The sequence below is a fragment of the Arthrobacter sp. fls2-241-R2A-200 genome, assembly GCF_030209745.1.
Taxonomy (GTDB): domain Bacteria; phylum Actinomycetota; class Actinomycetes; order Actinomycetales; family Micrococcaceae; genus Arthrobacter.
This window is the reverse complement of record NZ_JARVRJ010000009.1, coordinates 378,662-405,610: the sequence shown is the minus strand read 5'-3', so window position 1 is coordinate 405,610 and position 26,949 is coordinate 378,662. Positions and strand designations below refer to the sequence as shown.

The window sequence follows — 26,949 nt, the reverse complement described above, 5'->3', positions numbered from 1 at the left end:
GCTTCCTATGTGGAGGCGAGATCCTTGGTGCCGTTGCCAAAGGCGGAATCGTCGATGGGGCGGCCGTCGAACGGCATCTGGTCCAGGTTGATGAGCGGGTTGGTATCCTGCGTCGCCACAAGCTCCCTGGCCTCCGCCGCGGTGTCCACGCTGGGCATCGATCCCGGCAGCGGGCGCTGGGCTGATTCGCGGAGGAAGTAGATCGCGATCGCACCAACGATTGACGTGGCCATCAGGTAATACGCCGGCATCATGTCATTGCCGGTTCCCTCGATGAGTCCCTGCACGATGAACGGGGTGGTGCCCCCGAAGATTGCTACCGAGAAGTTGTAGGCGATCCCCATTCCGCCGTAGCGGCTGGACGTGGGGAACAGGGCCGGCAGCGCAGAAGCCAGGTTGGCCACATAGAACGTGACCGGGAAAGCCACCAGCGCAAGCCCTGCCAAGGTGGACCAGATCTCCCCGATCCCGATCAACATGAAGGCCGGGATGGCGAAGACGATAGTGCTGCCTGCGCCGATCCACAGCACGGGACGGCGCCCGATACGGTCCGAGAGCTTACCCGTGAGCGGGATGCACACTGCCATGATCACGAGGACAGGGATGGTCAGCAGGGTGCCGTGGACGGGGTCGTAACCCTTGGAATCGGTGAGGTACGTGGGCATGTAGGAAGTCAGCGCGTAACCCACGGTGTTGGCTGCCGCTGCGAGGATCATGGCCAGCACGATCTGGCGCCAGTATGCCTTGATGATTCCCACCGGGCCCTTGGCGACGGCGACGTCCTGCGAGGCTGCGTCCTTGGCGAGGGCTTCCTGCGCATCCAAGGTGGCTTGGAATTGGGGGGATTCCTCAATTTTGCTCCGGAAGTACACTGCGATGACTCCCAGCGGGCCGGCAATGAGGAACGGAAGCCGCCAGCCCCAGTCCTCCATCACGGACTGTCCCATGGTGAGCTGCAAGACCGAAACCAGGGCGGCGCCCAAGGCAAAGCCGATGTAGCTGCCCATATCCAGGAAGCTGGCGAAGTAGCCGCGGCGCTTGTCCGGGGCGTACTCACTGACGAACGTGGTGGCGCCGGCGTACTCGCCACCGGTGGAGAAACCTTGGATGAGCTTGAGGATGACCAGCAGCGCGGCAGCCCAAATGCCGATCTGCGCGTACCCGGGCAAAAGGCCGACGGCGAACGTGCTGGCCGCCATCAGCATCAGGGTGGTTGCGAGGACCTTTTGCCGGCCCACCTTGTCGCCCAGCCAACCGAACACAACGCCGCCAAGCGGGCGTGCCAGGAAGGTTGCTGCGAAGGTTCCGAGCAGGAAGAGCGTCTGGACCGACTTGTCCGCTTCCGGCAGGAAGACGGGTCCCATGGTGGTGATGAGGTACCCGAACACGCCGACGTCGTACCACTCCATCGTGTTACCGACGATCGTGCCGCCGAGGGCTTTGCGCAGCATCGGCTTGTCCACCACGTTGACGTCGGATTCTCTCAGCCGGCGCTTGGGAAGGAGCTTAATTTTCTTGGAGTTCTTTGCTGGGTTCCCAGGGTTGGGCAAACCGGGGGTAGGGCTCGCCGATCCTTGATTCCCGGCGGCGTTCCTTGCGCCGTTCGGGGAGACGGTGTTGCTTTGGTCTGTGGGCATTTGGGCTGCTCCTAGGGAGGTCATTTGCTTGCGACTTCTGCTGCCCCGCTCTGGGCAGGGTTTCAATTTTACGGGGTTGGATGGAAAAACCCGAGTTGAGATCCGATTTTTAGGCTGTTTAAGGGTGCAAATTGCCTAGTTGTGTTGCATCTCATTGCCCTCTTTTGCCCTGCGACGGCGCGGAAGTCGGGTGATTTTTGCCCTTCAGGGCACCTTGTTGCCAAATTGTTGAGCTGAGCCCACCATATGGGCCGGTTTAGCCTCTAAAACTGTTGATTGCAGGTAGGGAGGGGACGGTTCCCACTACCACCGTGGCGTCGAGATCTTCGTCCGTGACCACGTCCGCCACCAAGCCCGCCCGGGTCATGATTCCGGCAGTTTCGGGCGCCTGCCGCCGCGAAGACTCGATCAGGAGCGAACCACCCGGCGCTAACCACTCAGCCGCCCCGAGCGCGATCCGGCGCTGCACATCCAAACCGTCAGCGCCGCCGTCGAGCGCCACCATCGGCTCGTGGAGCCGCGCTTCCGGGGGCATCATGCTGATGGAGCCGGTCGGGACATACGGGGCGTTCGCCAGGAGGAGGTCCACCTTGCCGAGGAGTTCCTGTGGGAGGGCCGCGAAGAGGTCGCCGTGGAAGACGCGCCCGCCGCGGGCTTCAACATTTCGTCGCGCGCATGCAACCGCGGCGGGATCAATATCGGCCGCGTAGAGCTGGCAGATACCGAGTGCGTCGGAAACGGCCGCACCGATGGCCCCGGAGCCACAGCAAAGGTCGACGACGACGGCGCCCGGTGTGGCAAGCAATGCCGCGTGGTTGACCAGCAACTCAGTGCGACGCCTCGGCACAAAGACGTCTGGACCCACGATGATGCGGCTGCCGCAAAAATCAACCCATCCCACGATGTGTTCCAAGGGCAATCCGCGTACCCGTAAGTCCACAAGCCGGGACAATTCCTCTGGGTCATGTGCGGCGTCGAGGAGGACCTGGGCTTCTTCCTCCGCGAAAACGCAGCCCGCGGCACGGAGGGTGGTGACGATCGACGTTGTCCGGATCACGAGTGCAATGCTAATCGAAGGGGTTCACAAACGTCCCGGAGTTTCGTTAGGGTATGAAGCATGGGAACACTGATTTTTGAGTAGACCGGCCGTGCCCTCCCACGGAGGATGCCGCCGCCTAACAGAAGACAAAAATCCATGCCTGTTGAGGCTTGCCTCCATGCCGTTCCCGTTGTCCCGACTTCTTTTTGAACCGAAAACGCCACGGGATACGTGTCTCTTCAGGACTCACACACTTTAGGAGTCCAAATGACTGCCAACCCTTCCGACAATAAGAACCAAGCTGCTACCGGTGGGATTAAATCCAAGCTCACCGATGCCCAAAAGGCGATGCTCGCCAGCAAGTCCGGCGGCGGAGCACCAGCCGGTTGGCAAAGCACAGGCAAGGGGCACAAGCCCACATCGGCCAGCGGCAAGCAGGCAAAGACGGAGAAAAAGGTCCGTTGGTAGACCCACCGGACAGGACACTGGAGAGAGGAAGAGTCATGACCGCGAATCATGAGCCGGAGAACATCGATGCCGGATTGGCGCGTCACCTGGCCGAGTCCATGGGGCAGGCCCCCATGCCTGCACCGGCAACCATTGCCTTGGCTTTAGGCAATGACCAAGGAGCGCCGTGGCCGGATGGGAACGGTAAGCACCGGCACCACTTGGGTTCCGGGGCCGACCCGGGCCATGGTCGTCTGGGCCAAGGTGCGGCGGTGACGGCAGTCCACCGGACCAGCCGCCCCCAAATGCCGCACTCCTCCTAGCCGCAACCCCAAGCGCCGCCCCACCCAACTAAGTCGCGACCCAACTAAGTCGCGACCTAGTTGGGTGGGACGACGTCCTTTGGCGTCTTGTCCGTGCGCCAACCGCGCCACACGGGATGGCGTAGCCGCCCGGGACCGGTCCAGTTGCCGAACGCCACCTCTGCTACGAGGTCAGGCCGCACCCAACGGGCACCGGCAGCGTCCTCACGCGGGATGTCTGCGAATGGCGTCTCACTGACCGTGCGCGACTCGAGCGTTGCCTGGATCTCACGGAGCTGCCAGTCCTTGAAGCCCGTTCCCACCCGTCCCACGTAGCGAAGTTTGGCGCCGTCGGGGATGCCCAGCAGCAGGGAACCGATGGTGCCGCTCCGCGCTCCGGACCCCGGCCGCCAACCACCCACCACCACTTCCTGGCTCTGCTCCAGCTTGAGTTTGATCCAGGACCTGCTGCGGCGCCCCACTACGTACCGGCTGTCGGCCTTCTTTGCCATGACGCCCTCAAGGCCCAGTTCCCCCGCGCTCTTCATGAGGTCATCCACGTCGTGCTCCAGAACGGCCGATACGTGCAGCGGGCCGTCATCCTCAAGGTCCTCCGTAAACGCCGACAGCCTGTCCCGGCGCTCGCGGTACGTCAGGCCGGTGAGGTCGGCGCCGTCGTCGTACAGAAGGTCGAACAGCATGAGCTGCACGGGCACCGAAGCCCGCGCGCGTTCTATGTCTGCGGTTTTGACCAGGTTCATCCTCAACTGCAGGCGCCCGAAGTCGGGCACCGACCCCTTGCCGAGGGCCACGATCTCGCCGTCCGCCACGAAGTCCCCGTCGGGCCACAACCCGCGGTCCGTGAGCTCGGGGTAGGCTGCCGTGAGATCGTTACCGTTACGGCTCGTCAACCGGATCCCGCCGTCGGTACCCGTGATGACAGCCCGTATACCGTCCCACTTCAACTCAAAGAGCCAACCCTTTCCGCGCGCGTCGGCTACCGTGCCCGCAGTCGCCAGCATGGGGGCGTAGTCGGGCATTGGTTGGGGTGCTGGCTTCTTGTCCGGCGGAATAGTTTTCGACGGCGAAGGCCGGGCTTTTGTGACGGGTGTTGGGTGACGTCCTCCGGGCTGGTCCTTCATCAAGTGGATGAGCCACCGGTCTCCGGTGTTGATCAGCGCCAGGCGCTTGGTTCCGCCCAGGCCACCTCCGGGTTGGCCGGTCAGCGTGGCAATCACCTCCTTGCCGTCCCGCCATTTTTCGCAGGTGAACTCGCCACTGTCCCAGATGCTGACCGTTCCGGCGCCATACTCGCCGTGAGGAATCACCCCCGCGAAGTTCGCGTAATCCATGGGGTGGTCCTCGGTATGGACCGCCAGATTGTTCCGGTCAGGGGTCTCCGGGACGCCTCGTGGCAGGGCCCAGGACACCAGGACGCCTTCATGTTCCAGCCGGAAGTCCAGGTGGAAGCGCCGGGCATGGTGCTCCTGGATGACGAAGATTCCGCCGGCCGGAGGGGGATCGCCTGCTTTCGGTTGCTCGGATGATGCGACGGCGGACGCCTTCGAAGAAACAGCAGACGACGCCGGAAAAGGTTCGGGTGTCTTCTTCGGATCGCGCATGCCAACGTACTTGGCGAGACGGCTCTCCACGGTCACCACCCTCTCACGCGGTGTTGCCGAGCCTACGGATGCATGGCCCCCGCCCGCGCCGTCGTCGTCAGCGTCTTCGCCGTGGGGCGGCAGGTGCCGTTCGGAGATAGGGGCAAAAAGGTCCTTGCCGGTTCTGACGCGCTTCATGACAGCGGCGTAGTCGAGGTGGTCCAGAGTTGGCGAGGCGAGTTCGCGCCACGTGCGCGGCGCCGCCACGGTGGGGTGTGCCTTGCCTCGGAGGGAGTAGGGCACGATGGTGGTTTTGTTGCCGCTGTTCTGGCTCCAATCCACCAGGACCTTCCCGTGCCGGAGCGACTTTTTCATATCGCTGACCACGAGATCGGGGTGGTCCGATTCCAGCGAGCGGGCGAGTTCGTGAGCGAAGGCGGAGACGTCCTCGGAGCGTAGTGTCCCGTCCAAGCCGGTGTACAGGTGGATGCCTTTGCTGCCGCTGGTCACAGGAACCGGCTCCATCCCCATGTCCTGGAGGATGGAGCGTGCCAGCTTGGCAACTTCGACGCATTCGGGGAGTCCTGCGCCAGGACCGGGGTCCAGATCCAAGACGAAGCGATCGGGCCGGAGCGGTTTTCCGGACGGATCCACCTGCCACTGCGGAACGTGGATTTCCAACGACGCGATCTGGGCCATCCACGTGAGCGTTGCAAGATTATTGACCAATGGGTAGTCGTTGACATGGTCAGAGTGCTGGATGGTTGCGCGAGGAATCCACTTGGGTGCTGATTCCTCCAAGTTCTTCTGGAAAAACACCTGGCCAGGGTGCGCAACGGTGCCCACTCCGTTGACCCAGCGCTTGCGGGTGACCGGACGGTTCGCTGCGGCAGGGATCAGGAAAGGCGCCACGGCCGCGTAGTACTCGAGCACTTCAGCCTTGGTGGTGCCGGTCTCCGGGTAAATGATTTTTCCCAGATTAGTGAGGGTCAGTTGGTGCCCCTCGACGGTCACCCGCTCCTGCTGCTTGCCTGCCACCTCTTCTCCTCTGCTGCTATGTGCTGTTGACTGGGTGCATGAGGGCCATCTGGAAGGGATCTATCGCGTTCGGTCTGGTCAACGTACCAGTGAAGCTTTACAGCGCCACGGAAGATCACGATATTAGCTTGCACCAAGTCCACAATGAGGACGGCGGGCGCATCCGTTATCAGCGTAAATGTGAGATTTGCGGCGAAGTTGTTGCTTATGAGGACATCGACAAAGCGTATGAGGAAGACGGCCGCACGGTGGTCCTCACCTCCGCTGAATTGAAATCCCTGCCCGAGGAAAACAGCCGCGAAATCGAAGTGGTGGAGTTTATCCCCGCTGAGCAGTTGGATCCGATCATGTACGAGCGAAGCTATTTCCTGGAGCCGGACTCCAAATCTCCCAAGGCTTACATGCTGTTGCGGCAGACTCTCGAAGATACTGACCGGATAGCGATCGTGCAGTACGCCCTGCGCCAAAAGACCCGCCTGGGTGCACTCCGGGTTCGTGGAGATGTGCTGTTGCTGCAAGCGCTGTTGTGGGGCGACGAGGTTCGGGAAGCCAAGTTCCCTTCCCTGGAGACGGACATCAAGATCACGGACAAGGAGATGGAGATGTCTTCGGCCTTGGTGGATTCCATGGCCCACGACTTCGATCCGGACGAATACACGGATGATTACCAAGCACAGTTGAAGACCCTGATCGAAGCCAAGCTGGAGAAAGGCGAGGCCCTGGATACCGAGGCCACCTTCGGCGCCGTCGAGGGCGACGGGGAGGGCGGGGACGTTATCGACCTCATGGAAGCCCTCAAACGGAGCTTGGACAAGAAACGTGGCAAGGAAAAGGCGTCCGACGACGACGCTGCCGCCGAGAAAGCTGCCAGCAAACCCAAGGCGCGGGCGAAGAAAAAGGCATGACCCGGCGTCGTACTTGAAACTAGGCTGCTACCTGGTTGGGCGAACGGACTCAGTGGTTCCGCAACATCGAAATAAGGTCGGATTTCTTCTTGTCGGAATAACCTTTGATGCCTAATTCCTTGGCGCGGGACTTCAGCTTGGCAACGGTCCAATCGTCGTAATCGCCGGCCTTTCCACCTTTGCGGCCTACTTCCTTGCGTCCTTGGGCCGCAGCCGCATTGGAGATGCGGGCAGCTTTCTCTTTCGACGCGCCATCCTCCCGGAGTTCTTCATAAAGCTCGGGATCTTTCAGGCTTGGGTTTTTCTTTTGCGGCATCTTCTTGTTCCTTCCCAGCAGCGGTTTATGGTTTCTGCGCAGTTCTAGGGTTCTGGCGCAGGGGTGTGGCCCTCGCCCTCGTCCCGGGCGCGGTGTTGCAACCACAACGGCATGCCCACCACAAAAACGAGCACCACCAAGAGAATGCAGCCGCCGGCCACCAACCCCGCAGCCCTGCCGACTGTCACGTCAAAGACCAAGGAGGCCGAGCCGGTTATCAGGATGGCAACACCGGCCAGCGCCCACTTGGTGATGATGTCCGCGCTGGAAACGAGGACGGCCTTGAGTCCACGGCGGAAAAGCCTGCGGTGGACACTGACCGGCAGAACGATGAGGACCGTGGTCAGCGCAGCGGTCATCACGTTGAAGAGGTACAGCGTCCGCTGCCATTCGTCCAGGGTCGCGAAACGCGTTTGAAAAGGCAGTGTCAGCAGGAAGCCGCCCAGGATCTGCACCCCGGTTTGCAGGACGCGCAATTCCTGGATCAACTCCATCCAGTTGCGGTCCATCCGTTCTTCCGTGGACTCGTCCCGCCCGGTCCGCGGGACCTGTTCAGCCTCAGACATCGTCTGCTCCCCGCCGTGTGGTATCGGTGCCAGACACGAAAGGGCTGCCCCGGCGTGCAGTTCGACTGCGGCTTGGACAGCCCTTACGGCCGGCGTTGGTTTATACGGTGTGGCCCCGGCGGCCTGACATGTAGTTCAGGATCCAACCGATGACCGCGACGACCAAGAGGATGATTCCCACCCACAGCAGCCAGCTCACTGCTTGGGCGAACCCGCCAACGAGGAGAAGGACAATCGCAACAATGCCAGCAATAATCAGAAGCGTATTCATGGTCAGCACATTCCTTTCCGGGGGATCTTCAACCTTTGTCTCGGTCCCCGATGATGCGTTCCCTTTTACTTCGGTTCCATATTTCGGAGCCCTCGGTGCGAATAAACTCCCCGCGGGCTTTATCGTTTCCACGAATCGACGTTTTCCCTAACGGAAGTTCGCCGGTCGTGAACAGCAACCACACTTCATTGTACTACTAAGGGTCCTTATGAAAGGCTGGGGGGAGTCGTCACTTGATGATCGGGCGGTTGCCAAGGATTTTGGTGGCAACGCTATTCGCTCGCATGACCGTCCACGAGAGGAACACCATGAAAGCGTCGCAACAGCTCGCAGACAACCTTCAAATCGTCCTGACGGACCTGATCGAGCTCCAACTCCAGGGCAAGCAGGCTCACTGGAACATTGTGGGCCCTAACTTCCGGGACTTGCACCTGCAATTGGACGAGCTCGTCCTTGCCACCCGCCAGTTCGCGGACGACACTGCGGAGCGGATGCGCGCCCTCCACGCCCTCCCGGACGGACGCAGTGCCACGATCGCCCAGGGCACCCGCTTGGAGGAGTTCCCGGCCGGATTGGTCAACACCAAAAAGGCCGTCAGGTTGGTGACGGACCGCGTTGAACGTGCCGTGCGGACCATGCGGGATGTCCACGACGAGGTCGACGAAGAAGACCCCACGACGGCGGACCTGTTGCATGCGTTTATCGCCCGGCTGGAGCAGCTCGTTTGGATGATCAATGCCGAGATCATGAGTGCCGACACCGCGGTCACGGACCCGGACGAGGCCTAGGCATAGCGGAATCCGGCTAACGCGAACGGCTGAGCGGCATGCCCCGGTTACGGCGCAGCGACCTTTCCAAGCCCGGCATAATACGCCGGAAGGCCGGCAAGGGATTCAGCTACAGGCACCCTGACGGATCGCCGGCCAGTAAGGAGGATCGCCAGCGCATTAATGCGCTGGCGATCCCGCCTGCTTGGACCGACGTCTGGATCAGCCCTTTCGAGCACGGCCACATTCTGGCGACGGGGGTGGACGGTGCAGGCCGGAGCCAATACATTTACCACCCGCGCTGGCGCGAACAGAAGGACGCCGAAAAGTTCATCCGCGCCGCACAGTTGGGGTTGGTCCTGCCCTCGGTGAGACGCAACGTAACCGTCCACCTGCAGGACAGCACCTCGCCGCGGCAACAGACCCTCGCCGCCGCTGTCCGCTTGATGGACCTGGGGGCCCTCCGGGTGGGCTCCGAAAGCTACATGAAGCAAAACGGTTCTTACGGGCTGACCACTCTTCGGTGCCGTCACGCACGCGTTGATGGAGCCGACGTCTATCTGAAGTTCCGCGGTAAGAGCGGACACCTTTGGGATACCTCGATCCACGATCCTGCGCTGGCCGCCTTTTTGGAGCCCCTCGCGGAACGTCCCGGCAAGGAACGCTTGCTTGCTTTCCAGGCCAACGGCTCATGGGTATCGGTGGATGCCTCCATGATCAATGAGTACCTGCGGGGCATCGCAGGGGCTGCTTACACTTCCAAGGATTTCCGCACGTGGAAAGGGACTGCCGCAGCTGCGATATGCCTGATCAAGTCCGGCCACAAGGGCACCCCAAGGCAAGCGATAGTGCGGGCCATCAAGGAGGCTTCGGAGCTTTTGGGCAATACGCCGTCAGTAGCGCGGTCGTCCTACGTGGACCCGCGGATCATTGAGGCCTATCTCGACGGCGGACTCCAGGATGTGAAGCCAACGGAAGCTTCCATCGCCGCGTTCCTCAACGGTGTGGATGACTGAGGCCTTGACGGACAGCAAGTGGGCTGACGGACAGCAAGGGGGCTGACGCAAAGCAAGAGCCTGGGCTGACCCATGCGGGGTCTGCCCAGGCTCTTGCCTTACGCCTTGGTTGGCCGAGCGGTCGCGGGACCGAGCGGCCGAATGCCGCCAGCGCCCGGCGAGCTATTCGGCGTCGTGGTCCGTTTCGAGAATCTTCACCAGGCTGTCCAGTGCTTCGTCAGCTCCTTCGCCTTCAGCGCGCAGCACCACGACGTCGCCGTGTGCGGCACCCAAGCTCATCAACGACAAGATGCTTGCGGCATCCATGGCGTCGTCGGCGGGCTCGCCTTGGCGGGCAATGGTGACCTCGACATCCAGGTCGCCTGCTGCTTCTGCGAAGATGGCGGCCGGCCGGGCATGGAGGCCGACGCGGCTTGCGATGGTGGCTGTACGTTCAGGCATTGGTGCTCCTTTGTAAGTGAACGGTCTTTGTTGGGAAGTCTAGACGCTGACGGTAGCTGCCGTCGGCGCTGTTTCCGACTCTACGGGCTTCTTGACGGCCCAGCGCTTGAGGGCGATGACCAAGAGTGCGGTGATGACCACTCCCACAGCAATGGACAGGAAGAACAGCAGGAAGTTGTCGATCGCGAAGAAGACGAACAGGCCACCGTGAGGAGCCTTTGACGTGACTCCGAAGGCCATGGACAGCGCGCCGGTGACTGCGCCTCCCACCATGCTGGCCGGGATGACGCGCAGGGGATCGGCCGCGGCAAACGGAATGGCACCCTCAGAGATGAACGAGGCTCCCAGAAGCCAGGCTGCCTTGCCGTTCTCACGTTCTGCGAGGGAGAAGAGCCTCTTGTCGAGGACGGTTGCGAGGGCCATTGCGAGCGGGGGAACCATGCCTGCCGCCATAACTGCTGCCATGATTTGCCATGGTGCCTGGTTGGTGACGGACGCAGCGCCCAGCCCTGCCACCGCGAAGGAGTACGCGACCTTGTTGACGGGACCGCCGAGGTCGAAGCACATCATGAGGCCCAGGATGATGCCGAGAATGATGGCGCCGGCCCCTGTGAGGCTGGAAAGGCCTGTGTTCAGGGCCTTGGTCAATGCCACGATGGGTGCGCCGAGTATCAAGAACATGAGGCCGGATGCCACGAGGGAGGCGATCAAGGGGATGATCACCACGGGCATCAGACCGCGCAGCCAGCGCGCCACATTCAGCCTGCCCAGTTGGTGTGCGACATAGCCTGCCAGGAGGCCGCCCACGATGCCGCCGAGGAAGCCGGCGCCCATGAATCCGGCCACTGCACCGGCGACGAAGCCCGGGGCAATGCCCGGACGATCAGCGATGGCATAGGCAATATATCCGGCAAGTGCGGGCACCAGGAAGCCGAGGGACAAGGCTCCGATCTTGAACAGGACCGCGCCCAGGTAGGCGCCAAGGGGGCCCCAGGCGTTGTCAGGGAAGGCTGTTGGGAGATTGAAGATGCTGTTCTCCACCACGATCTTGTCCGCGAAGCCCGTGATCAGGTACCCGCCCATGAGGAAGCCCAGTGCGATGAGCAAGCCACCACCGGCAACGAACGGAATCATGTAGCTGACGCCGGTCAACAGGGCACGCTTCAGCTTCTGGCCGATGTGCTCGCTGCCTTCTTCCTGGGCACGCTCGGCCTGCTCCTCGGCGCCAAAGTGCGGCACGCGGCGTGCGCGGGGGTCATCTGCAGCGGCGAGGGCTTCCTGGACCATCTTGGTGGGCTCGTCAATGCCACGCTTTACCGGTGCGTTGATGACCGGTTTGCCGGCGAAACGCTCCTTGCCACGAACGTCGACGTCGACGGCGAAGATCACCGCATCCGCGGCGGCGATGATCGCCGGGTCAAGCGGCTTGGCTCCTGAGGAACCCTGGGTCTCGACCTGAAGATCCACGCCCATCTCCTTGGCTGCGGCCACGAGCGAGTCAGCTGCCATGTAGGTGTGGGCGATGCCGGTGGGGCAGGCCGTAACGGCGACGAGGCGCTTGGGTGCTGAAGCAGCGGCCGCTTCGCGTTGGCCAACCACTCCGGGCCCCCCACTCGCGGCTTCGGTGGTGCGCGGAGCATCGCTGATGGCGCCATCAACCAGTTCCACGATTTCTTCAGGGGTGGAAGCGGAACGCAGCGCCGCCGTGAAGTCCTTCTTGATGAGGGAGCGCGCCAGTTTGGAGAGCAGCTTCAAGTGCTCCTGATCGGCGCCGTCCGGTGCTGCGATGAAGAAAATGATGTCAGCCGGGCCGTCCTTGGCACCGAAATCCACCTTGTGGGACAGGCGTGCCATGGCGAGGGTTGGTTCCGTCACAGCGGCCGAGCGGCAGTGCGGGATGGCGATGCCACCCGGGACGCCGGTGGCGGTCTTCTGCTCCCGGGCGAAGGCGTCTGCGAAGAGTCCTTCGACCTCGGTGGCGCGGCCGGCGGCGGCAACTTTGCCTGCCAAGACACGGATGACGTCCTCTGGCGAGCCGCCCAGGTTTTGGTCGAGGGTGACCAATTGGGGTGTGATCAGCTGGGTCACTGTGAGTCCTTCTGAAGGGCCGTGATGGTTACGGCATGGGGGGTTGTTTGGTGGACTGCCGGGACAGTGGAGCCCGGCAGCGAAGCAGCAGCGGCACCATGTGCCACGGCTTGACGGAGGCAGTCCTCTGCGGAACCGCCCTGGGTTTGGGCCAACAAGTAGCCGGCAAGGGAAGAATCCCCGGCGCCTACTGTGCTGACGGCCTTAATCGGTGGATGAGTGGCAAGCCACGCACCATCTGCGGTCACCAGCACTGCGCCTTTGGATCCGAGCGTCGCCAGGACGGCACCTACACCGCTGGCAACGACGGCGGCAGCGGCTTGGGCAGCTTTGTCAGGGTCTGCCTCCAGCTGCTCAGCTGTGGAGACGTTGGTGAAGCCGGCCGCGGCGGCGAGTTCGGCAAGCTCTTCCGCGTTCGGCTTGAGGAGGTCCGGCTTCCCTGCCGCATCGCCCACCAAGGCCGCCGCAAGCGGGGCTCCGGAGGAATCGATGGCGATGCCGGGGGCTGCCGTTCCGTTTGCGTCCGACCGGAGCCGGCGCGCAATCGTGGCGTAGAAATCCGCAGGGACTCCTGGTGGGAGGGAGCCTGCGAGGACAACCCAGCTGGCACCACGGGAGCTTTCCAGCAACAACCCGATCAGGGCTTCTTGCTGTTCTTCGCTCAATTCCGGGCCGGGTTCATTGATCTTGGTGGTGACCCCATCGGGTTCGGTGAGTGTGACGTTGCTGCGCAGCGCCTGGCCGATGGGCAAGGCAGCAAACGGGACGCCGGCGTCGTGCAGTCCTGAAAGAACCGGATCCGCGGCGGCGCCGGGGAGCACCGCCAAGGTCTTAAGTCCGGAGGCCACGAGCGCCCGGGAGACGTTGACGCCTTTGCCCCCGGACTCCTGGTGAACGGCGACGGCACGCTGCACTTCTCCGCGGACCAGCGCTCCAGGAAGTTCCACGGTGCGGTCCAAGCTGGGGTTGGCGGTCAATGTGACGATCATGCGACCACCACCTCGACGCCGGCCTCTGCCAAGGCTTCTGCCAGGTCCCGGGAAGGTTGCCTGTCTGTAATCAAGGTGTCAACGTCCTTCAAAGTAGCGAACTGGACCAGCGTTTCAGCGTCCAGCTTGGAAGAGTCGGCCAACGCAACCACCCGGCGGCCGGACTTTACGAAAGCGGCTTTTACCGCGGCTTCCTCGGGATCCGGGGTGCTCAATCCGAAGGTCGGGTGGATGCCGTTGGCGCCGATGAAGGCGAGATCAGGCCGAAGCCGGTAGGCCGCATCCACGGTGGATTGTCCGACGGCGGCCTGCGTTAGTCCGCGGACGCGCCCGCCGAGTGTCTGGAGGGCAATCCCTTGGGCTGAGGAGAGCTTGCCGGCGATGGGAATGGCGTGCGTAATCACCACGAGCTCGCCGCCCCCAAGGGAAGAAGGGGCCCGCTGAGCCAAGAGGTCCGCGAGGATTTCCGTGGTGGACCCTGCGTCCAACAGGATGCTGGCGCTGGCGCCGGGGACCATGGCCAAGGCAGCGCTTGCGATACGGAGCTTTTCGGATTGGCGCTGGATGGCGCGTTCGAAGATGCTTTCTTCCCGGGTGGTGAGGCGGTCTGTGGGGACTGCGCCACCATGAACGCGACGTAGGCTCCCGGAGTCCTCCAGGGCAGCGAGGTCGCGGCGGATTGTCTCAGTGGTAATGCTGAAGCGCTCAGCGAGGTCCGTGACACTCACCCGTCCGCGCTCTGTGACGAGCTCGGAGATCAGTTGCTGGCGTTCTTCGGCGAACACTTGCCCTCCATTGCGACGAACCGATGAGTCGAACTTCCAATGTGGTGACCAGGGTCACACGAATGTGGAATTGATTGACTATATCTTTGTTTTGTTGGACAAGTCAAGGCATATCAACAAAAACAAAGATTGATCGGTGCAAGCGAGGAAGCACGAAGGCTGGCGGCAAAAAAGCGAGGGCGTGCTGCACTCCCTGAAGTGCGGCACGCCCTCTTTCTTCAGGCCCCGGCGCGGAGCGCCGAGGCCCGCCTGAAGGGGTGGTGTGTCTATGTGCAGTGATGAGGCCGGCTGCTTACCGGCCGCCGTGGGCTTATGAGTGTGGCTGTGGCCTGAGGCGGCTCTGGCGGTCCCGGGGAAACGGTGATGCCGAAATGCGGGGATCGACGCCGGTTCCCGGGTAGTCGATGGGAAGGTTGTCCGGATCCGGCGGGTCCGGTACTTTGTGCTTGGTCGATCCCGGCGCGGCGGCCGCGATCTTGGATTCCGTCCTTTTCGGTTGTGTGTGCATTTGAACTCTCCCGATAGTCATGGGACCTGCCGGTAGGCGCGCCCCGTTGCCTGTTCCCGACGGTTAGTCGGGGATTTCCATGCGGAACCCGCAGTTGCAGCCGAGGATTCGCGTGTTAATGCAGGTCTCATAAAGCTGTTCGGAGGGCCTTGGCCCCAGTGCAAGGAGGCACTGGATGCGACGCAGCTCGTGGCTCTGGGTTTTCATGGGCTCGCCGCAATGAAGGAATTGGCCTCCAAACTGCAGCACCCCTGGCGTGACTCCAGGGCGATTCAACACCAATGCCACGCGTTGGATGGAGGCAGTGTGCTCATAGGAGTACCGGCAGGCGTTGCACTCGTAAGTCACGTCCACCACGTTGGGCAGGGGCGGGTAGTGCGACTGGATGGAATCCACCGAAAGATGCTGGTCGGTGTCGCAGTGCTTGCACCACAGAGGCTCATCCGGCGGCTGCTGTGCTTCGTCCGGAACGCGTGATGCTGGCTGGGCCGGCATGGGTCACCTCTGCAATGGTGCTGCGGGGCGCCCAGCTGCTTGAGCGGAAGAAGGTCCGGTCAATGTTGCATGACCGTAGCTAGATTCTGCACTGAGGTATCCGCGGAAAGCAAGGATTTGCTATCGGCCGAAAAAGACTCGACACTTAGGTCCCGGCAAAAAGTAGACTAAGGCATGGACGAGATGAGCGTTGATTTTGCGGTGCCTGAAGATGTTTCCGCGTCCGATGACATTTCGGTCCCTGAACAGCTGCAGGACCTGGTCATTGACAGCGATGACGTGGGTGGCTTCCTCCATGAGCTTGCTGCATTCTCAGCGGCGGCCGTGTCCGAGGCCGTGGGCTTGGATGTTCTTTGTGGCATCACCTTGAGTCGCCGTCGGCGCACCGCAACGGTGGCCGGCAGTACCCATGAGGCGCGGCTGATTGACCAAGTTCAGCAAGAGTACGGTGACGGTCCGTGCCTGGAAGCGATGCGCCACCATGCCACCGTCCACGTTCCGGATACGTCCAAGGAGGAGAGGTGGCCGGAGTACTGTGGCGTCATCGCAGAGCGGGGCCACATGGCTGCCCTCTGTGTTCCGTTGGAACTTGATGAAGGTGCCACAGCGGCGCTGAACTTCTTTGCGCCGCAAGCCAATGTGTACGACGAGCAAACCATCCGAAACTGCGAAGCTTATGCCTCCCAGGCGGAGCGTTCCCTGAGGTTGGCCGTCCGGATCGGCGTGAAGCAGCAGCACGCGGAAGACCTCAAGGAGGCCATGCAGTCCCGGACCGCCATCGACCTCGCGAGCGGCATCATCATGGGCCAGAACCGGTGTACCCAGGAGGAGGCGTTCCAGATCCTCAAGAAAGCATCGAGCACCCGCAACCTGAAGCTCCGCGATGTCGCCGAGTCTTTGATCAAGTCCGTTTCCAACCGCGCTCCAGTGGCGCACTTTGAGCCGTAACGGAGCCATGCAAGGCCCCTCACTTGTGACGGCCGCCACTCTTGCACTACATTTTAGGTGGGTTAAGCAGATAGCCCTTGGAGTCTCATGACGTGGTGCCATCCTCAGATGGTCCAAGAACTGCACCCTAAGCGCCGTGGTCACTATCGGCCGGCCCCAAGCGTGCATCCTTGTAGGACTCCAGCAGGAGCAAAGGAGAATGGCAATGACGCTTGGATCCGCACTTCCCGCCCCAAAGCCTGAGAGCCGCTTGAAAACCGCACGCCGCACGGCCCCCGCAACGGCTGAGGCTGCTGCGCCGCCATGGTGCACGGTCTGCGACACTGACTCATACATATTCGTGGAAACGGTGGTCGAAGCCGAACCGAACCGGTCCCATGTGGTTGAAGTGAGTTATACCTGCAGCGAATGTGACACCTTTTATGCCCACGCAGTCCGTTTGGAGCAGCTAGTCCCTGAGATTCAGCGGGAATTTCTCTCCACCTCCGCCGCCGGACTGTGGTTCAGCTGCACTCATTGCGGTGAGCCCATGACCTTGGGCCGCCCGGCGGAACAGATCATCGCGGCGCCCCGCAACACTGATGATCCGGAGAATCCGAGCCTTCTGGAGGTGTATCTGCAGACCCAGGTACTGCACTGCCGTTGCGGATTCCAGATGGAGGTTCCCCGTTCCGTCGGTTGACCACCGTCTCAATTTGATCATCGTCGGGAGGGGCGGCTATGCGGACGTTCGGGGTGGAAGAGGAACTGCTGATTGCAGATCCCCTCGCGGGTACGCCGCTGGCCTTGGCCGGCAGCATACTGGACATCGCGGCCCTGGCTGAGGCGGATCCAGACGCCGGACCTTCGCTGAAGTCAGAGTTCAAGCAGGAACAAATCGAGGTCAACTCCCGCCCGTGCAGCACGGCGGCGCAGTTGTGGACGGAAATCTGCGCCGGCCGTGCCTTGGCGGATGAGGCCGCTAGCGAGCTGGGTGCCCGGGTAGCTGCGCTGGCCACTCCTCCTGTTTTCCATGCGACGCCCACGGCGGGGAATGAACGGTATGCCACCATGGGTACCGCCTTCGGTCTGATCGCCCGGGAGCAGTTGACGTGCGGTTTCCACATTCACGTGTCCGTGGAATCATCCGAGGAAGCCGTGGGGGTGCTGGATCGCATGCGCCACTGGCTCCCGGTACTTCTGGCATTGAGTGACAATTCCCCCTTTTGGATGGGCGTTGACACTGGCTTTGACAGCTACCGAACCCAGATCTGGAACCGGTGGCCCACTGCTGGACCCATGGATGTGTTCGGATCAGCCGCGGCATACCGGGCCGTGTTGACCGAACTCCTGGGCACGGGTGTCCCCATGGACGAGGGAATGATTTATTTCGACGCCCGGCTCTCCAGGGGCCAGCCCACTGTTGAGCTGCGGATCGCCGACGTCTGCCTGGTTCCGGAGGATGCCCTGACCCTGGCAGTCATGGCACGCGCCTTGGTGGAAACCTCGGCGGCCGCATGGCGTCGGGGGGAGCCGCCGTCGAGCACTAAGACGGCGGTGCTTCGCATGGCCAACTGGAAATCCAGCCGCTTTGGCATCAACCAGCAGCTATGGCACCCCGCGGAGGAGAAACCGTTCCCGGCAGCGGATGTGGCCGGAGCGTTACTCCGGCACATCCGCCACGCCCTTGCGGAGGCCGGCGACTTGGCGCTCGCGCGCCGCGGCGTTGCCAGCATCCTCCGCCGCGGTACGGGGGAGAGGCTCCAGCGGCAGGCATACAGGCGGCGCCTGCGGCTGCCGGATGTCGTCTCTGCTGCCATTGCGTCCACCCACCACTACGGTGATCGGACCGACGCCGGCTTGCTGAGCCGCTAAGCCAACGGCACCGTACGACGGCGGCGACTAGCCTTGGTTGATGCGGATCATGTTGCCGGAGGGGTCGCGGAAAGCACAGTCGCGAGGACCCCACGGCTGGTCGATCGGTTCCTGGAGGACCTCTGCGCCGGAAGCACGCAGGGACTCGAACGTGGCGTCCAGATCATCGGAGTTGAAGACAAGCATGGGCATGACGCCCTTGGTCACCAATTCCTGGATGACGTCGCCATCGGCCTGCGAGCGGCCAGCGTGCGGCGGGGAGAGGACAATTTCCAGTTCGGGTTGGGCGGAACTGCCGAGCGTGACCCAACGCTGCCCGTCAGAGCCGACGTCGTTACGGACCTCAAGGCCCAGGGCGTCCCGATAGAAGGGAAGTGCCTGGTCGACGTCGTTGACTGTTACGTGTGTGTACTTCAATGAAATGTTCATGTTTCACACGCTATTGCAGCTTTGACGTGGGCGCTTCTTCAATCCTGCTCAGGTTTTCCGGCTCTTGCGCTGCTGCCCGACGACGGCCGTGCCTGTCCGGCCTGGTGTGCTGCTTCGCGATGCAACTGGGCATGGCCTTGGCCGCATGGTGCTCGCGGGCCCGGTAGTCGCTGGGAGTCATGCCAACGATTTCCGTGAAACGGGTGCTGAACGAGCCAAGGGAAGTACAGCCGACCTCCATGCATGCGTCGGTGACGCTCACTCCTGCGCGCAGGAGCGCCATGGCCCGCTCGATCCGGCGCGTCATCAGGTAGTTGTAGGGCGATTCCCCGTAGGCGGCCTTGAACTGGCGCGAGAAATGCGCGGGGGACATCAGCGCGCCGGCGGCCATGGTGGGCACGTCCAGCGGCCGGGCGTATTCGCGATCAATGAAATCGCGTGCGCGACGCAGATGGGCCAGATTGGCCAGTTCCTGCGGTGTCATGGCGTCAGTCTACTAGTCTCTTTCCATGGATTCAGTGGTGTGGTCGAAGCCCGAAAAAGAACGTCCCGGCACGCCCTTGCTGGTGATGTTGCACGGTTACGGCACCAGCGAGCAGCGGATGGCGAACCTTTTCCCGCACCTACCGGGTGAGTTCACCTGCGCGGCGTTACGGGGCCCGAAAATGATCGGGGACGGCCACGGTTGGTTTCTGCTGGATTACTTCCTGACCAACGATTTCGCGGACGTCATCACGTCCACCAACAGGGTTTTCGACTGGATCAACTCCGTCAAAGGGGAGCACAGCAGCGTGTGCCTGTTGGGCTACTCCCAAGGAATGGCCATGGCCAGCACACTGCTGCGACTGCGACCCAAGGAGTTCGCGGCCACGGTAGGATTGTCAGGGTTCGTCATGGACAATGATCTCTTGGGCCTCAGTGAATCCTTCGATACGCCGCCCCCGTTTTTCTGGGGGAGGGACAAGGCGGATCCAGTGATTAACCAAGACGCCATCGCCCACACCAAGGAGTGGCTGAACGCGAACACGGCGCTCACGGCCCGCACGTATCCCGGAATGGGACATCGCATTGGGCAAGCCGAGTTGGTGGATGTCAGCGCGTTCCTGAAGTATTACGCCCTCAACCAGCGAATCTGAACCCGCGAAGAGCCGTCTCACCAGCGCATTCTTCAGCGCCCTTGTGGAACGAAATTGTAAGCGCTTACACTTTGGGCTGTTGCCTGAAACCATCACACGCGCCTTAGGCGCGGAACGGAACCACACATGACCGATCACCGTAACGCCTGGACGGGCGCCAAGGCGTTGTTGTTCGACCTCGACGGCGTGCTCACACCCACCGCGGTTGTTCATGAGCAGGCATGGAAAGAGCTTTTCGACGGGTATCTGACTGACGCAGGACATCCGCAGGGATACCGCGAAAATGACTACTTCGACCACATCGATGGCAAGCCGCGTTTCGACGGCGTGCGGGACTTCCTCGCATCCCGGGCAATCACCTTGCCCGAAGGTCCGGTCAATGACCATCCGGACCACGAGACCGTGCAGGGTTTGGGCAATCGAAAGAATGCCATTTTCAGCGGGATTGTGGACTCCCGAGGCGTGGAACCGTACCCCGGATCCGTCAAGTTCATCAACGCCGCCGTCGAACTGGGGTTGAAAGTGGCCGTTGTTTCCTCATCCCGGAACGCGCCAGCGGTCCTGAGGGCCGCAGGACTGGACCACCACTTCGAGGTGGTGGTGGACGGACAGGTGGCTGCCGCCGTCGGGCTTCCCGGCAAACCGGACCCGGCCACGTATGTCTACGGCGCGCGTCTTTTGGGCGTGCCGGTGGAGGAATGCGTAGTGGTCGAAGACGCGGTTTCCGGCGTTCAGGCCGGTGCGGCGGCTGACTTTTTCGCAGTGATCGGCGTCGACCGGGGGGCGGGCCGCCAGACACTGCTTGAGGCTGGTGCCACTTTGGTGGTCGACGACCTCAGCGATCTTCTCTAAACCTACTTTTTCGAAGGATCCACCCGCCCATGGCACTCATTACCTCTGATCGCATGCGTTTTCCGTGCGAGCCCTGGAAGCTCGTTGAGAGCGTCCACGTCCCCGGTGACGAAGGAACGCTTGAGACCCTGTTCGCCCTTGGCAACGGACACCTTGGCATTCGCGGCGCCCATGCCGCGGCGGGCGACGGGGAGCTCCTGGGTACTTTCATCAACGGATTCCATGAGATTTGGGATATCAAGCACGCCGAGAACGCCTATGGGTTCGCCCGTACCGGACAGCGGATCGTGTATGTGCCGGACGCAAACAACTTCACCGTTTCCATCGACGGCGAGGTTCTCAGCCTCGCGGAATCCACAGTGGTGGACTACCGCCGGAGCGTGGACTTTTCCACAGGCGTGTACGAGGTAAGCACCACGTGGGCGTGCCGCTCGGGCGCTACCGTCACCACGGTGGAGCGACGCGCGGTAGGGTTCGATTCCCGCGGGTGCCTCGGCTTGGAACTGTCCATCAGTGCTGACCGGGACGTGTCCGCGGACATCACCTCCGGCGTCGTGAACCGGCAGGACCAGCCGGTGGAGGACCACTCGGTCCACGATCCCCGCCGCTCCGGCCGGCACGCGGGCCGTGTGTTGCTTCCCTTGTACCTGAACGGCGTCGATGGTTCCCTGCGTTTGGCATGGGAGACGGCGGAGTCACGCCAACGAGTGGCAGTAGCCGTGGATCACTGGATCTCGGCAGAAGTGCAACCGTTTGAGACGGCGGTAGGGGAGGACGACTCATCCGTCCGCTACGTTCTGGCTATCCATGGCGGCCAACAGTTCCGCATGGAAAAGACTGTCAGCTACGTAGTGGCGGGGTCGGCGAGCGACGCGGAGGATGTTGGCGAGGCACTTGCCGCGGAGGCGGAAGCCAACCTCGTACCGTTTTCTGCGATCCTCGCCCAGAGCACGGCACACTACGACGAATACTGGACGACGGCGGACGTTTCCATCGGCGGTCAGCCGGAGCTTCAGCAGGCTGTCCGCTGGGCGTTGTTCCAGCTCGCCCAAGCCACGGCCCGTGCCGGCGTAGCTGGCATTCCGGCCAAGGGAGTCAGTGGATCGGGGTACGAGGGTCATTATTTCTGGGACCAAGAGGTCTACCTCCTGCCCTACCTGACCTATACCAACCCCTTGGGTGCACGGAAGGTCCTCGAATCGAGGCACGCGATGCTGCCCGATGCCAGGATTCGTGCCAAAGAACTCAGCGTGGACGGGGCGCTCTTCCCGTGGCGGACCATCAACGGGCTTGAGGCCAGCGCCTATTACGCTGCAGGAACCGCCCAGTTCCACATTGCCGCTGCTATTGCCTTCGCGGCAAACCGGTACCAATGGGCCAGCGGCGATGACACGTTCGGCCCTGACCTGGGCGCCGAGCTGTTGATTGAAACGGCCCGGATGTGGGCTTCGCTGGGCTTCTTCGGCAAGGACGGGATGTTCCACATCCACGGCGTCACGGGCCCCGATGAATACACCGCTGTTGTCAACGACAACCTCTACACCAACGTCATGGCGCGCTTTAATTTGCGGACCGCTGCGGCCCTGGAGAACGAGGGCATCGCCGAGACAGAGCGGATGGTGTGGCGGCAGGCCGCCGAGCGGATGACCTTGCCGTACGATCCCCATGTTGAGGTCTTCAGCCAGGACAACGATTTCATGACCTTGGAACCGTGGGACTGGAACACCCCGAAGTCCAAGTACCCCTTGCTGCTGAACTTCCACCCGCTGGTGATCTACCGGCACCAAGTGCTCAAGCAGGCCGACACGGTGCTCGCCATGTTCCTTCAATGGCAGGACTTCACCGCGGAGGAAAAGCAGCGCGCCTTCGACTTCTACGATCCCATCACCACCGGCGACTCCACGTTGTCCGCTTGCGTGCAGGGGATCATGGCGGCAGAAGTGGGCTACAACGATGTGGCGTTGCAGCACTTCACGGACGCGCTGTTCATCGACCTCGACAACTCCCACGGCAACACCATCGACGGCGTCCACATCGCCTCCACAGGTGGTATCTGGAGCTCCTTGGTCTGCGGATTCGCAGGCATGCGGGACCAGGGTGACGTCCTGCGTTTTGACCCCCGGCTGCCCGCGGAGTGGGAGGGGCTGTCCTTTAGCCTCAAAGTCCAAGGCCGCCTGCTGTCCGTGGAGCTGGTCCCCGGCTCCATGGTGCTCAAGCTCGTGTCCGGCCCGGACTACAGCGCCGAACCACTCCCGGTGAATGTGCGCGACCAGCACATCACTGTTGGCATGGACGCCGTCACCGTGCCGGTCGACGACGTACCGGTGCCGCCGCCGTCGATCTTTCCCAGCGTTTTCCCGACGGCGGGACTGCCCATAGTGCGTTAGTCGGCCCCGTGCGTTAGTCGGCCCCGTGCGTTAGCCGGTAGCAGTGCGTCCGGGTAGCAGTCTCATTGCGCGGCGAGGTCCGTGGTGGTGAGGCGCAGCCACAGCCACAGCCGTTTTTGCGGATCGGCGAGGTCGATGTTGAAGTCCTCAGCCAAGCGACCCACGCGGTAGCGGACCGTGTTGTTGTGGACATGGAGTTGCGCGGCCATGGCCGAGATGTTGCCGTTGGTGGCCAGGTACGCCCTTAAGGTGTCCAGGTAATCAGTCTGCTGCTCTGCATCCCGGGCTTGGATCCGAGCGATTTCGTCCGCGCCGGCAAGCCCGTTGTCTTCGATGAACTTCCCGATTTTCAGGAGGTTCAAGGGAATTTGGAAGTCCTCGAACAAGGCAACCCTCGGGCTGGCAATGCCCCGGGACCGCTGGCTGAGCAGGTGGTTCATGGTGTGCACCGCCTCTGACCTGGAACGGGGGAGGTCTTCTACCCTCGCGGCGATCCCGCCTACGGATGCGATCAGCGGAAATGAGCTGATGGTGTGCGAATACGCTTCGATTTCCTGGATGATCCTGGCGTGGACAGCCCTGGGGGAGCTGCCCTGGCTTGGCAAGAGCGCGTAAACCACCGAGCCGAGGAGTGCGCTGTGGCTGGTGCTGAATTGCACGTTGCACACCGTGGTGACCAGGTGCAGCAGGCGGTGCAGGTCCCGCACGGACTCCAGGCTCCCGGTTTCCGGGCGGGCGATGGAGAAGGCAGCAACCGCCAGCCCGTTGGCCGCATCCAAACCCAGCTGCGCCGCTGCAAAGGAAGCGTGGGGTGCATCATCCATGAGCGTTCGGATGAGGTCGGCGTTGCGCCTTTCCCCGAAGTCGGACGCAGAACGGGCGTGGAGCATGTGCAGCCCGGCCAAGGGTGCCATCCTGTCCAGCGCTACCAGTGAAGCCTCGCGCCGCTCTTCTCCCGGGTCGATGATCCAAATCGAGCCCAACAACTCACCTCCGGCCCGGACAGCCAGCGCGAGCCGCGCCATTCCGTCGTCGGGCGCTGGCACCACCACCGCCCCGGGCGCGGCGTAAACGGCCTTGAAGTCGTTGTCGAAAGCAGGCTGGGTGGTTTCCTGCAACGTGAGGGTGGTGATTCTGCGAAGTTCGTCAATCGGCTGCCCGGGCAGCGTTGAGTAGCCAAGAATGCGGCCGAGCGGGTCCACGATGCTCGCGGCGCCGTTGGTGATGGAGGCCGCGGCGTTGGCGAAGGCGTAGAGGTCCCCAAGCCGGACTCCAGAGACGGAATCAGCAGCAGCACCCATCACCGAGGCCCGTGCGAGGGCCACCAATCGCGTCCAGTCGGCGGCATCGGGTGCCACCAGGACCGCCAGGCTGTGACGGACGGCGGCAGCGCGCAGTTGCTCCATCAGTGCGCCGTGGGCTTTGACCACCACGGCAGCGGCGTTGCTGTTTGCGGCCCTGTGGAGGAGTTGATCGAAATCCGGGGATCCGTAACTGCATCCGACGGCGAGGATGATCCGGTCATCGACGCTGGACCAGGTGTCCAGGGGGTCGTACATCAGGACATCGGAGACCGGGTGTCCGAGGTTCTCCGGCGTCGGATTGGCGTGCACGAGGTCTGCCTGCATGAGTTGGATGCAATCGGAGAGCCTCACCACGGATTGCTGCATCCCGGGTTCGGCGGGCCGCGGCATGGCCTCTGACGGTGATTCTGGCTCCATCTATGGAAGTTATCACAAGCCACTGGCGGATGTTGTAGAGCTATTCACATATAGACGTGGAGAGATCTGGGTCACCATTGGGAAAGGCGCTGGATGACGTACCTCCAGCCGAAACAAACCGGAACACACCGGAACCCAAAGGACTCACTATGAAACTCAAAGACATCAAGGCGCTTGCCTCGGTGCAGGGCCCAGCCCGCTCGGTCGAGGAGCGCTTGTCCAGGAGCTGCTACAGCGTGGAAGACGTGCGAAAGCTCGCCGTCAAGCGGCTGCCTAAGAGCATCTTCGAATACATCGAAGGCGGCGGCGAGGACGAGGTTTCACTCCGCCGCAACCGCTCCTCCTACAACGACTGGTCCTTCCTGCCCAAGTGGGGCTCCGTGGACAACCTCGACCTCAGCACCACCATCCTCGGCGGCCCCTCGGCCATGCCGGTGACTCTCTCGCCCACAGGCGGCACCCGGCTGTTCCACCCCGATGGCGAGTCCGCCGTCGCCCGGGCTTCGCTCGCCGCGGGGGTTCCGTATGGCTTGGCCCACCTGAGCACCACCACCATGGAGGACGTCAGCGCAGCGGCTCCGGGGCTTCGCAGGTGGTTCAACCTGGAACCCACCTCGGACAAGGGGCTGCTGCAGGCCGTACTGGACCGAGTGTCCAAAGCCGGCTACGAGGCACTGATGGTGAACGTGGATTGCCGGGCAATCGGGCACCGTGAGCGCGATTACCGCAATGGATTCACCGCGCCGCCGTCCATCAAGCCCAAGACTGTTGTTGAAGGAATCCTGCACCCCTCTTGGGCCCTCGGGTTCATCGCAAACGATGCCATCGCCTTCCCGAACCTGGACGCAGAGGTGCCGGTAGGTCCGCTCGCCAGCTCGCCGGATATGTGGCGGACGCTGCTTGCCGGCTCGTATGAACCCACTGACTGGGATGACATCCGGGACCTGCGTGAGCGCTGGAACGGTCCGATCGTCCTCAAGGGCGTGGTTAACCCGAACGACGCCGCGCTGGCTGCCTCCTTGGGGATCGACGCCATCCAGGTCAGCAACCACGGCGGACGCCAGCTGGACCACATGGCAGCACCGCTGGATGTCCTCCAGGACATTGCCCACCGGACCGCGGGGCAGCTCGAGATCATTGTCGACGGCGGCATCCGCCGGGGCTCCGACGTGGTGAAGGCGTTGGCTTTGGGCGCGGATGCGTGCTCCATTGGCCGGCCATATCTCTATGGCCTTGCCGCGGCCGGGCAGGCCGGTGTTGCGCACGTCCTGAAAATGTTCCATGCCGAAATCACACGCACCATGATGCTCCTCGGAGTGACCACCATCGAGGAACTTCGCTCTGAAGGCCGGGATTTGATCCGGCACCGCAATGACGCCTTCAACCGAACTGAAACCCACGTAATCCCTGAGGCCCACTTGGGCCTTGCAGAAATGAGGACCCCCTGATGAACATTCCCCCAGTAGCCCGGCGGGCGCGGTTCGCGTTGCCGGCAGTCGTTGCCTCCGCGGCCCTGCTTTTGTCCGCGACGGCGTGCAGCCCGGCCGGCAGCGCATCGGCGTCGAACCCCTCCGCAGGCTCCGCCTCGGACACCAGCGTGCCAACGTTGGCCGTGAACCAGGCCGCCGCCGATCTTCTCCCGGCGTCGATCAAGTCTTCCAAGGTGCTGCGGGTAGCAATCCCCACCAATGAGCCGCCCACGCAGTTCTACCGCGAAGGCACGCAAGAAATGACAGGAACCAACCCGGACGTGGCACGCCTCATCGGTGAGGCCTTGGGTGTCAAAGTGGACATCCAGGTGACCAACTTCGACTCCATCATTCCCGGTCTGGCAGCAAACCGTTATGACATGACTGTGTCCTCTATGACCCCCACCACCAAGCGCATGGAGGTCCTGGACTTTGTTGATTACATGCAGATCGGCAATGCGATTGCCGTTCCCAAGGGCAACCCGGCCGGCATCAAGGACGAGCACGCGCTGTGCGGCAAGAAAGTTGGCCTCCTGACCGGCTCCTACCAGCTGACCGTGAACGTGCCCGATTACGACAAGGAATGCACCGCGGCCGGCAAGGAAACCATCCAGCGCAACGAATTCCAGGACACACGCCAAGCCATCTCCGCCCTGACCAGTGGCCGACTGGACACCGTGCTGGCCGATTCACCCATCCTCAACTTCGCGGCTACCCAGAACCAGCAGATCGAGGTTGCCGCAACGTACGAGTTCGCACCGGTGAGCGTTGGTGTGCCCAAGGAGTCCGGCTTGCTGAAATCCGTCTCCGCTGCATTGTCCGCGGTGATCAAGAGCGACGCTTACACCAAGGTTCTTACAAAATACGGCCTTGAGAAGAGCGCCATCACCGATGCCCGCGTCAACTTCGCCCAGTAATGCACGCGACCACTAAAAGGGGGAC

28 protein-coding genes are annotated in these 26,949 nt (G+C 62.5%); 13 read left to right on the top strand and 15 right to left on the bottom strand.

Annotated elements, in window-relative coordinates; genetic code table 11:
- Positions 1-5: 5 nt before the first annotated feature.
- Together QRN42_RS11950 and QRN42_RS11945 are read right to left on the bottom strand one after the other, a co-directional pair.
- Positions 6-1,637 (bottom strand): MFS transporter, encoded by a 1,632-nt coding sequence (locus QRN42_RS11950; protein WP_284979368.1) that lies wholly within the window; start codon positions 1,635-1,637, stop codon positions 6-8.
- 256 nt (positions 1,638-1,893) lie between these two features.
- Positions 1,894-2,694, bottom strand: a complete 801-nt coding sequence (locus tag QRN42_RS11945; RefSeq protein WP_284979367.1) for a putative protein N(5)-glutamine methyltransferase — start codon at positions 2,692-2,694, stop codon at positions 1,894-1,896.
- Positions 2,695-2,943: 249 nt separating this feature from the next.
- Here QRN42_RS11945 and QRN42_RS11940 point away from each other — a divergent pair, with 249 nt between their 5' ends.
- Together QRN42_RS11940 and QRN42_RS11935 are read left to right on the top strand one after the other, a co-directional pair.
- Entirely contained in the window at positions 2,944-3,144 is a 201-nt protein-coding gene (locus tag QRN42_RS11940) for a hypothetical protein (protein WP_284977033.1), read from the top strand.
- A gap of 35 nt (positions 3,145-3,179) precedes the next feature.
- Positions 3,180-3,446, top strand: a complete 267-nt coding sequence (locus tag QRN42_RS11935) for a hypothetical protein (protein WP_284979366.1) — start codon at positions 3,180-3,182, stop codon at positions 3,444-3,446.
- A gap of 56 nt (positions 3,447-3,502) precedes the next feature.
- Here QRN42_RS11935 and QRN42_RS11930 read toward each other — a convergent pair whose 3' ends face one another.
- The gene (locus QRN42_RS11930; protein ID WP_284979365.1) at positions 3,503-6,064 is read right to left on the bottom strand and encodes an ATP-dependent DNA ligase; all 2,562 of its coding nucleotides are present in this window, start codon (positions 6,062-6,064) and stop codon (positions 3,503-3,505) included.
- Between the two features lie 38 nt (positions 6,065-6,102).
- On the opposite strand from QRN42_RS11930, the gene ku reads away from it, so the two are divergent.
- Positions 6,103-6,969 carry a non-homologous end joining protein Ku gene (ku, locus tag QRN42_RS11925; protein ID WP_284979364.1) on the top strand — a complete coding sequence of 289 codons (867 nt, stop codon included), beginning with the start codon at positions 6,103-6,105 and terminating at the stop codon, positions 6,967-6,969.
- A gap of 49 nt (positions 6,970-7,018) precedes the next feature.
- Here the strand turns inward: ku and QRN42_RS11920 are convergent, their stop codons facing one another.
- The 3 genes from QRN42_RS11920 to QRN42_RS11910 form a co-directional block, all read right to left on the bottom strand.
- Positions 7,019-7,285: a DUF7218 family protein gene (locus QRN42_RS11920; protein WP_284977029.1), complete on the bottom strand. Its 267-nt coding sequence runs from the start codon at positions 7,283-7,285 to the stop codon at positions 7,019-7,021.
- 44 nt (positions 7,286-7,329) lie between these two features.
- The gene (locus QRN42_RS11915; RefSeq protein ID WP_284979363.1) at positions 7,330-7,851 is read right to left on the bottom strand and encodes a DUF6328 family protein; all 522 of its coding nucleotides are present in this window, start codon (positions 7,849-7,851) and stop codon (positions 7,330-7,332) included.
- Positions 7,852-7,951: 100 nt separating this feature from the next.
- The gene (locus QRN42_RS11910) at positions 7,952-8,122 is read right to left on the bottom strand and encodes a hypothetical protein (RefSeq protein WP_284979362.1); all 171 of its coding nucleotides are present in this window, start codon (positions 8,120-8,122) and stop codon (positions 7,952-7,954) included.
- Positions 8,123-8,430: 308 nt separating this feature from the next.
- Between QRN42_RS11910 and QRN42_RS11905 the strand changes: the two genes are divergently transcribed.
- Together QRN42_RS11905 and QRN42_RS11900 are read left to right on the top strand one after the other, a co-directional pair.
- Positions 8,431-8,910: a Dps family protein gene (locus tag QRN42_RS11905; RefSeq protein ID WP_284979457.1), complete on the top strand. Its 480-nt coding sequence runs from the start codon at positions 8,431-8,433 to the stop codon at positions 8,908-8,910.
- Positions 8,911-8,948: 38 nt separating this feature from the next.
- Positions 8,949-9,905 (top strand): DNA topoisomerase IB, encoded by a 957-nt coding sequence (locus QRN42_RS11900; protein WP_284979361.1) that lies wholly within the window; start codon positions 8,949-8,951, stop codon positions 9,903-9,905.
- 162 nt (positions 9,906-10,067) lie between these two features.
- Here the strand turns inward: QRN42_RS11900 and QRN42_RS11895 are convergent, their stop codons facing one another.
- The 6 genes from QRN42_RS11895 to QRN42_RS11870 all read right to left on the bottom strand — a co-directional run bounded on the left by QRN42_RS11895 (position 10,068) and on the right by QRN42_RS11870 (position 15,211).
- Positions 10,068-10,346: an HPr family phosphocarrier protein gene (locus tag QRN42_RS11895; protein WP_284977025.1), complete on the bottom strand. Its 279-nt coding sequence runs from the start codon at positions 10,344-10,346 to the stop codon at positions 10,068-10,070.
- A gap of 39 nt (positions 10,347-10,385) precedes the next feature.
- The gene (locus QRN42_RS11890) at positions 10,386-12,434 is read right to left on the bottom strand and encodes a PTS fructose transporter subunit IIABC (protein ID WP_284979360.1); all 2,049 of its coding nucleotides are present in this window, start codon (positions 12,432-12,434) and stop codon (positions 10,386-10,388) included.
- Positions 12,431-13,423, bottom strand: a complete 993-nt coding sequence (locus QRN42_RS11885; protein WP_284979359.1) for a 1-phosphofructokinase family hexose kinase — start codon at positions 13,421-13,423, stop codon at positions 12,431-12,433. Before QRN42_RS11885 ends, QRN42_RS11890 begins: the two co-directional genes overlap by 4 nt.
- Positions 13,420-14,208 (bottom strand): DeoR/GlpR family DNA-binding transcription regulator, encoded by a 789-nt coding sequence (locus tag QRN42_RS11880; RefSeq protein ID WP_284979358.1) that lies wholly within the window; start codon positions 14,206-14,208, stop codon positions 13,420-13,422. The genes QRN42_RS11885 and QRN42_RS11880 overlap by 4 nt, the downstream gene beginning before the upstream one ends.
- Before the next feature lie 310 nt (positions 14,209-14,518).
- Positions 14,519-14,716, bottom strand: a complete 198-nt coding sequence (locus QRN42_RS11875; protein WP_284979357.1) for a hypothetical protein — start codon at positions 14,714-14,716, stop codon at positions 14,519-14,521.
- A gap of 63 nt (positions 14,717-14,779) precedes the next feature.
- Entirely contained in the window at positions 14,780-15,211 is a 432-nt protein-coding gene (locus QRN42_RS11870) for a hypothetical protein (RefSeq protein ID WP_284979356.1), read from the bottom strand.
- Between the two features lie 174 nt (positions 15,212-15,385).
- On the opposite strand from QRN42_RS11870, the gene QRN42_RS11865 reads away from it, so the two are divergent.
- The 3 genes from QRN42_RS11865 to QRN42_RS11855 all read left to right on the top strand — a co-directional run bounded on the left by QRN42_RS11865 (position 15,386) and on the right by QRN42_RS11855 (position 18,013).
- Positions 15,386-16,159, top strand: coding sequence for a GAF and ANTAR domain-containing protein (locus tag QRN42_RS11865; RefSeq protein WP_284979355.1), 774 nt, complete (start codon positions 15,386-15,388; stop codon positions 16,157-16,159).
- Between the two features lie 205 nt (positions 16,160-16,364).
- Positions 16,365-16,841, top strand: a complete 477-nt coding sequence (locus QRN42_RS11860; protein ID WP_284979354.1) for a hypothetical protein — start codon at positions 16,365-16,367, stop codon at positions 16,839-16,841.
- A gap of 38 nt (positions 16,842-16,879) precedes the next feature.
- Positions 16,880-18,013: a glutamate--cysteine ligase 2 gene (locus tag QRN42_RS11855; RefSeq protein ID WP_284979353.1), complete on the top strand. Its 1,134-nt coding sequence runs from the start codon at positions 16,880-16,882 to the stop codon at positions 18,011-18,013.
- A gap of 27 nt (positions 18,014-18,040) precedes the next feature.
- Here the strand turns inward: QRN42_RS11855 and QRN42_RS11850 are convergent, their stop codons facing one another.
- Together QRN42_RS11850 and QRN42_RS11845 are read right to left on the bottom strand one after the other, a co-directional pair.
- A complete protein-coding gene (locus QRN42_RS11850) occupies positions 18,041-18,442 on the bottom strand; it encodes a VOC family protein (protein WP_284979352.1) in 402 nt (133 codons plus the stop codon).
- 10 nt (positions 18,443-18,452) lie between these two features.
- Positions 18,453-18,926: a helix-turn-helix transcriptional regulator gene (locus QRN42_RS11845; protein ID WP_284979351.1), complete on the bottom strand. Its 474-nt coding sequence runs from the start codon at positions 18,924-18,926 to the stop codon at positions 18,453-18,455.
- Between the two features lie 25 nt (positions 18,927-18,951).
- Between QRN42_RS11845 and QRN42_RS11840 the strand changes: the two genes are divergently transcribed.
- The 3 genes from QRN42_RS11840 (at position 18,952) to QRN42_RS11830 (ending at position 22,817) form a co-directional block, all read left to right on the top strand.
- Complete coding sequence (locus QRN42_RS11840) at positions 18,952-19,578, top strand: alpha/beta hydrolase (RefSeq protein ID WP_284979350.1); 627 nt, start codon at positions 18,952-18,954, stop codon at positions 19,576-19,578.
- Positions 19,579-19,704: 126 nt separating this feature from the next.
- The gene (locus QRN42_RS11835) at positions 19,705-20,430 is read left to right on the top strand and encodes an HAD family hydrolase (protein WP_284979349.1); all 726 of its coding nucleotides are present in this window, start codon (positions 19,705-19,707) and stop codon (positions 20,428-20,430) included.
- A gap of 29 nt (positions 20,431-20,459) precedes the next feature.
- Complete coding sequence (locus tag QRN42_RS11830) at positions 20,460-22,817, top strand: glycoside hydrolase family 65 protein (RefSeq protein ID WP_284979348.1); 2,358 nt, start codon at positions 20,460-20,462, stop codon at positions 22,815-22,817.
- 62 nt (positions 22,818-22,879) lie between these two features.
- On the opposite strand, the gene QRN42_RS11825 is transcribed toward QRN42_RS11830, so the two are convergent.
- Positions 22,880-24,538, bottom strand: coding sequence for a PucR family transcriptional regulator (locus QRN42_RS11825; protein ID WP_284979347.1), 1,659 nt, complete (start codon positions 24,536-24,538; stop codon positions 22,880-22,882).
- Between the two features lie 149 nt (positions 24,539-24,687).
- Here QRN42_RS11825 and QRN42_RS11820 point away from each other — a divergent pair, with 149 nt between their 5' ends.
- The gene (locus QRN42_RS11820; RefSeq protein ID WP_284979346.1) at positions 24,688-25,986 is read left to right on the top strand and encodes an alpha-hydroxy acid oxidase; all 1,299 of its coding nucleotides are present in this window, start codon (positions 24,688-24,690) and stop codon (positions 25,984-25,986) included.
- Positions 25,986-26,924, top strand: a complete 939-nt coding sequence (locus tag QRN42_RS11815) for an ABC transporter substrate-binding protein (protein WP_284979345.1) — start codon at positions 25,986-25,988, stop codon at positions 26,922-26,924. The genes QRN42_RS11820 and QRN42_RS11815 overlap by 1 nt, the downstream gene beginning before the upstream one ends.
- Positions 26,925-26,949: the final 25 nt, after the last annotated feature.

Bases quoted from the DNA above. Each gene is read 5' to 3' on its own strand.
- QRN42_RS11815 (WP_284979345.1), top strand. From the start codon at position 25,986: ATGAACATTCCCCCAGTAGCCCGGCGGGCGCGGTTCGCGTTGCCGGCA.
- QRN42_RS11860 (WP_284979354.1), top strand. From the start codon at position 16,365: ATGACGCTTGGATCCGCACTTCCCGCCCCAAAGCCTGAGAGCCGCTTG.
- QRN42_RS11820 (WP_284979346.1), top strand. From the start codon at position 24,688: ATGAAACTCAAAGACATCAAGGCGCTTGCCTCGGTGCAGGGCCCAGCC.
- QRN42_RS11835 (WP_284979349.1), top strand. From the start codon at position 19,705: ATGACCGATCACCGTAACGCCTGGACGGGCGCCAAGGCGTTGTTGTTC.
- QRN42_RS11850 (WP_284979352.1), bottom strand. From the start codon at position 18,442: ATGAACATTTCATTGAAGTACACACACGTAACAGTCAACGACGTCGAC.
- QRN42_RS11825 (WP_284979347.1), bottom strand. From the start codon at position 24,538: ATGGAGCCAGAATCACCGTCAGAGGCCATGCCGCGGCCCGCCGAACCC.
- QRN42_RS11920 (WP_284977029.1), bottom strand. From the start codon at position 7,285: ATGCCGCAAAAGAAAAACCCAAGCCTGAAAGATCCCGAGCTTTATGAA.
- ku (WP_284979364.1), top strand. From the start codon at position 6,103: ATGAGGGCCATCTGGAAGGGATCTATCGCGTTCGGTCTGGTCAACGTA.
- QRN42_RS11935 (WP_284979366.1), top strand. From the start codon at position 3,180: ATGACCGCGAATCATGAGCCGGAGAACATCGATGCCGGATTGGCGCGT.
- QRN42_RS11840 (WP_284979350.1), top strand. From the start codon at position 18,952: ATGGATTCAGTGGTGTGGTCGAAGCCCGAAAAAGAACGTCCCGGCACG.
- QRN42_RS11940 (WP_284977033.1), top strand. From the start codon at position 2,944: ATGACTGCCAACCCTTCCGACAATAAGAACCAAGCTGCTACCGGTGGG.
- QRN42_RS11895 (WP_284977025.1), bottom strand. From the start codon at position 10,346: ATGCCTGAACGTACAGCCACCATCGCAAGCCGCGTCGGCCTCCATGCC.
- QRN42_RS11865 (WP_284979355.1), top strand. From the start codon at position 15,386: ATGGACGAGATGAGCGTTGATTTTGCGGTGCCTGAAGATGTTTCCGCG.
- QRN42_RS11905 (WP_284979457.1), top strand. From the start codon at position 8,431: ATGAAAGCGTCGCAACAGCTCGCAGACAACCTTCAAATCGTCCTGACG.
- QRN42_RS11950 (WP_284979368.1), bottom strand. From the start codon at position 1,637: ATGCCCACAGACCAAAGCAACACCGTCTCCCCGAACGGCGCAAGGAAC.
- QRN42_RS11910 (WP_284979362.1), bottom strand. From the start codon at position 8,122: ATGAATACGCTTCTGATTATTGCTGGCATTGTTGCGATTGTCCTTCTC.
- QRN42_RS11885 (WP_284979359.1), bottom strand. From the start codon at position 13,423: ATGATCGTCACATTGACCGCCAACCCCAGCTTGGACCGCACCGTGGAA.
- QRN42_RS11855 (WP_284979353.1), top strand. From the start codon at position 16,880: ATGCGGACGTTCGGGGTGGAAGAGGAACTGCTGATTGCAGATCCCCTC.
- QRN42_RS11845 (WP_284979351.1), bottom strand. From the start codon at position 18,926: ATGACACCGCAGGAACTGGCCAATCTGGCCCATCTGCGTCGCGCACGC.
- QRN42_RS11875 (WP_284979357.1), bottom strand. From the start codon at position 14,716: ATGCACACACAACCGAAAAGGACGGAATCCAAGATCGCGGCCGCCGCG.
- QRN42_RS11915 (WP_284979363.1), bottom strand. From the start codon at position 7,851: ATGTCTGAGGCTGAACAGGTCCCGCGGACCGGGCGGGACGAGTCCACG.
- QRN42_RS11870 (WP_284979356.1), bottom strand. From the start codon at position 15,211: ATGCCGGCCCAGCCAGCATCACGCGTTCCGGACGAAGCACAGCAGCCG.
- QRN42_RS11830 (WP_284979348.1), top strand. From the start codon at position 20,460: ATGGCACTCATTACCTCTGATCGCATGCGTTTTCCGTGCGAGCCCTGG.
- QRN42_RS11900 (WP_284979361.1), top strand. From the start codon at position 8,949: ATGCCCCGGTTACGGCGCAGCGACCTTTCCAAGCCCGGCATAATACGC.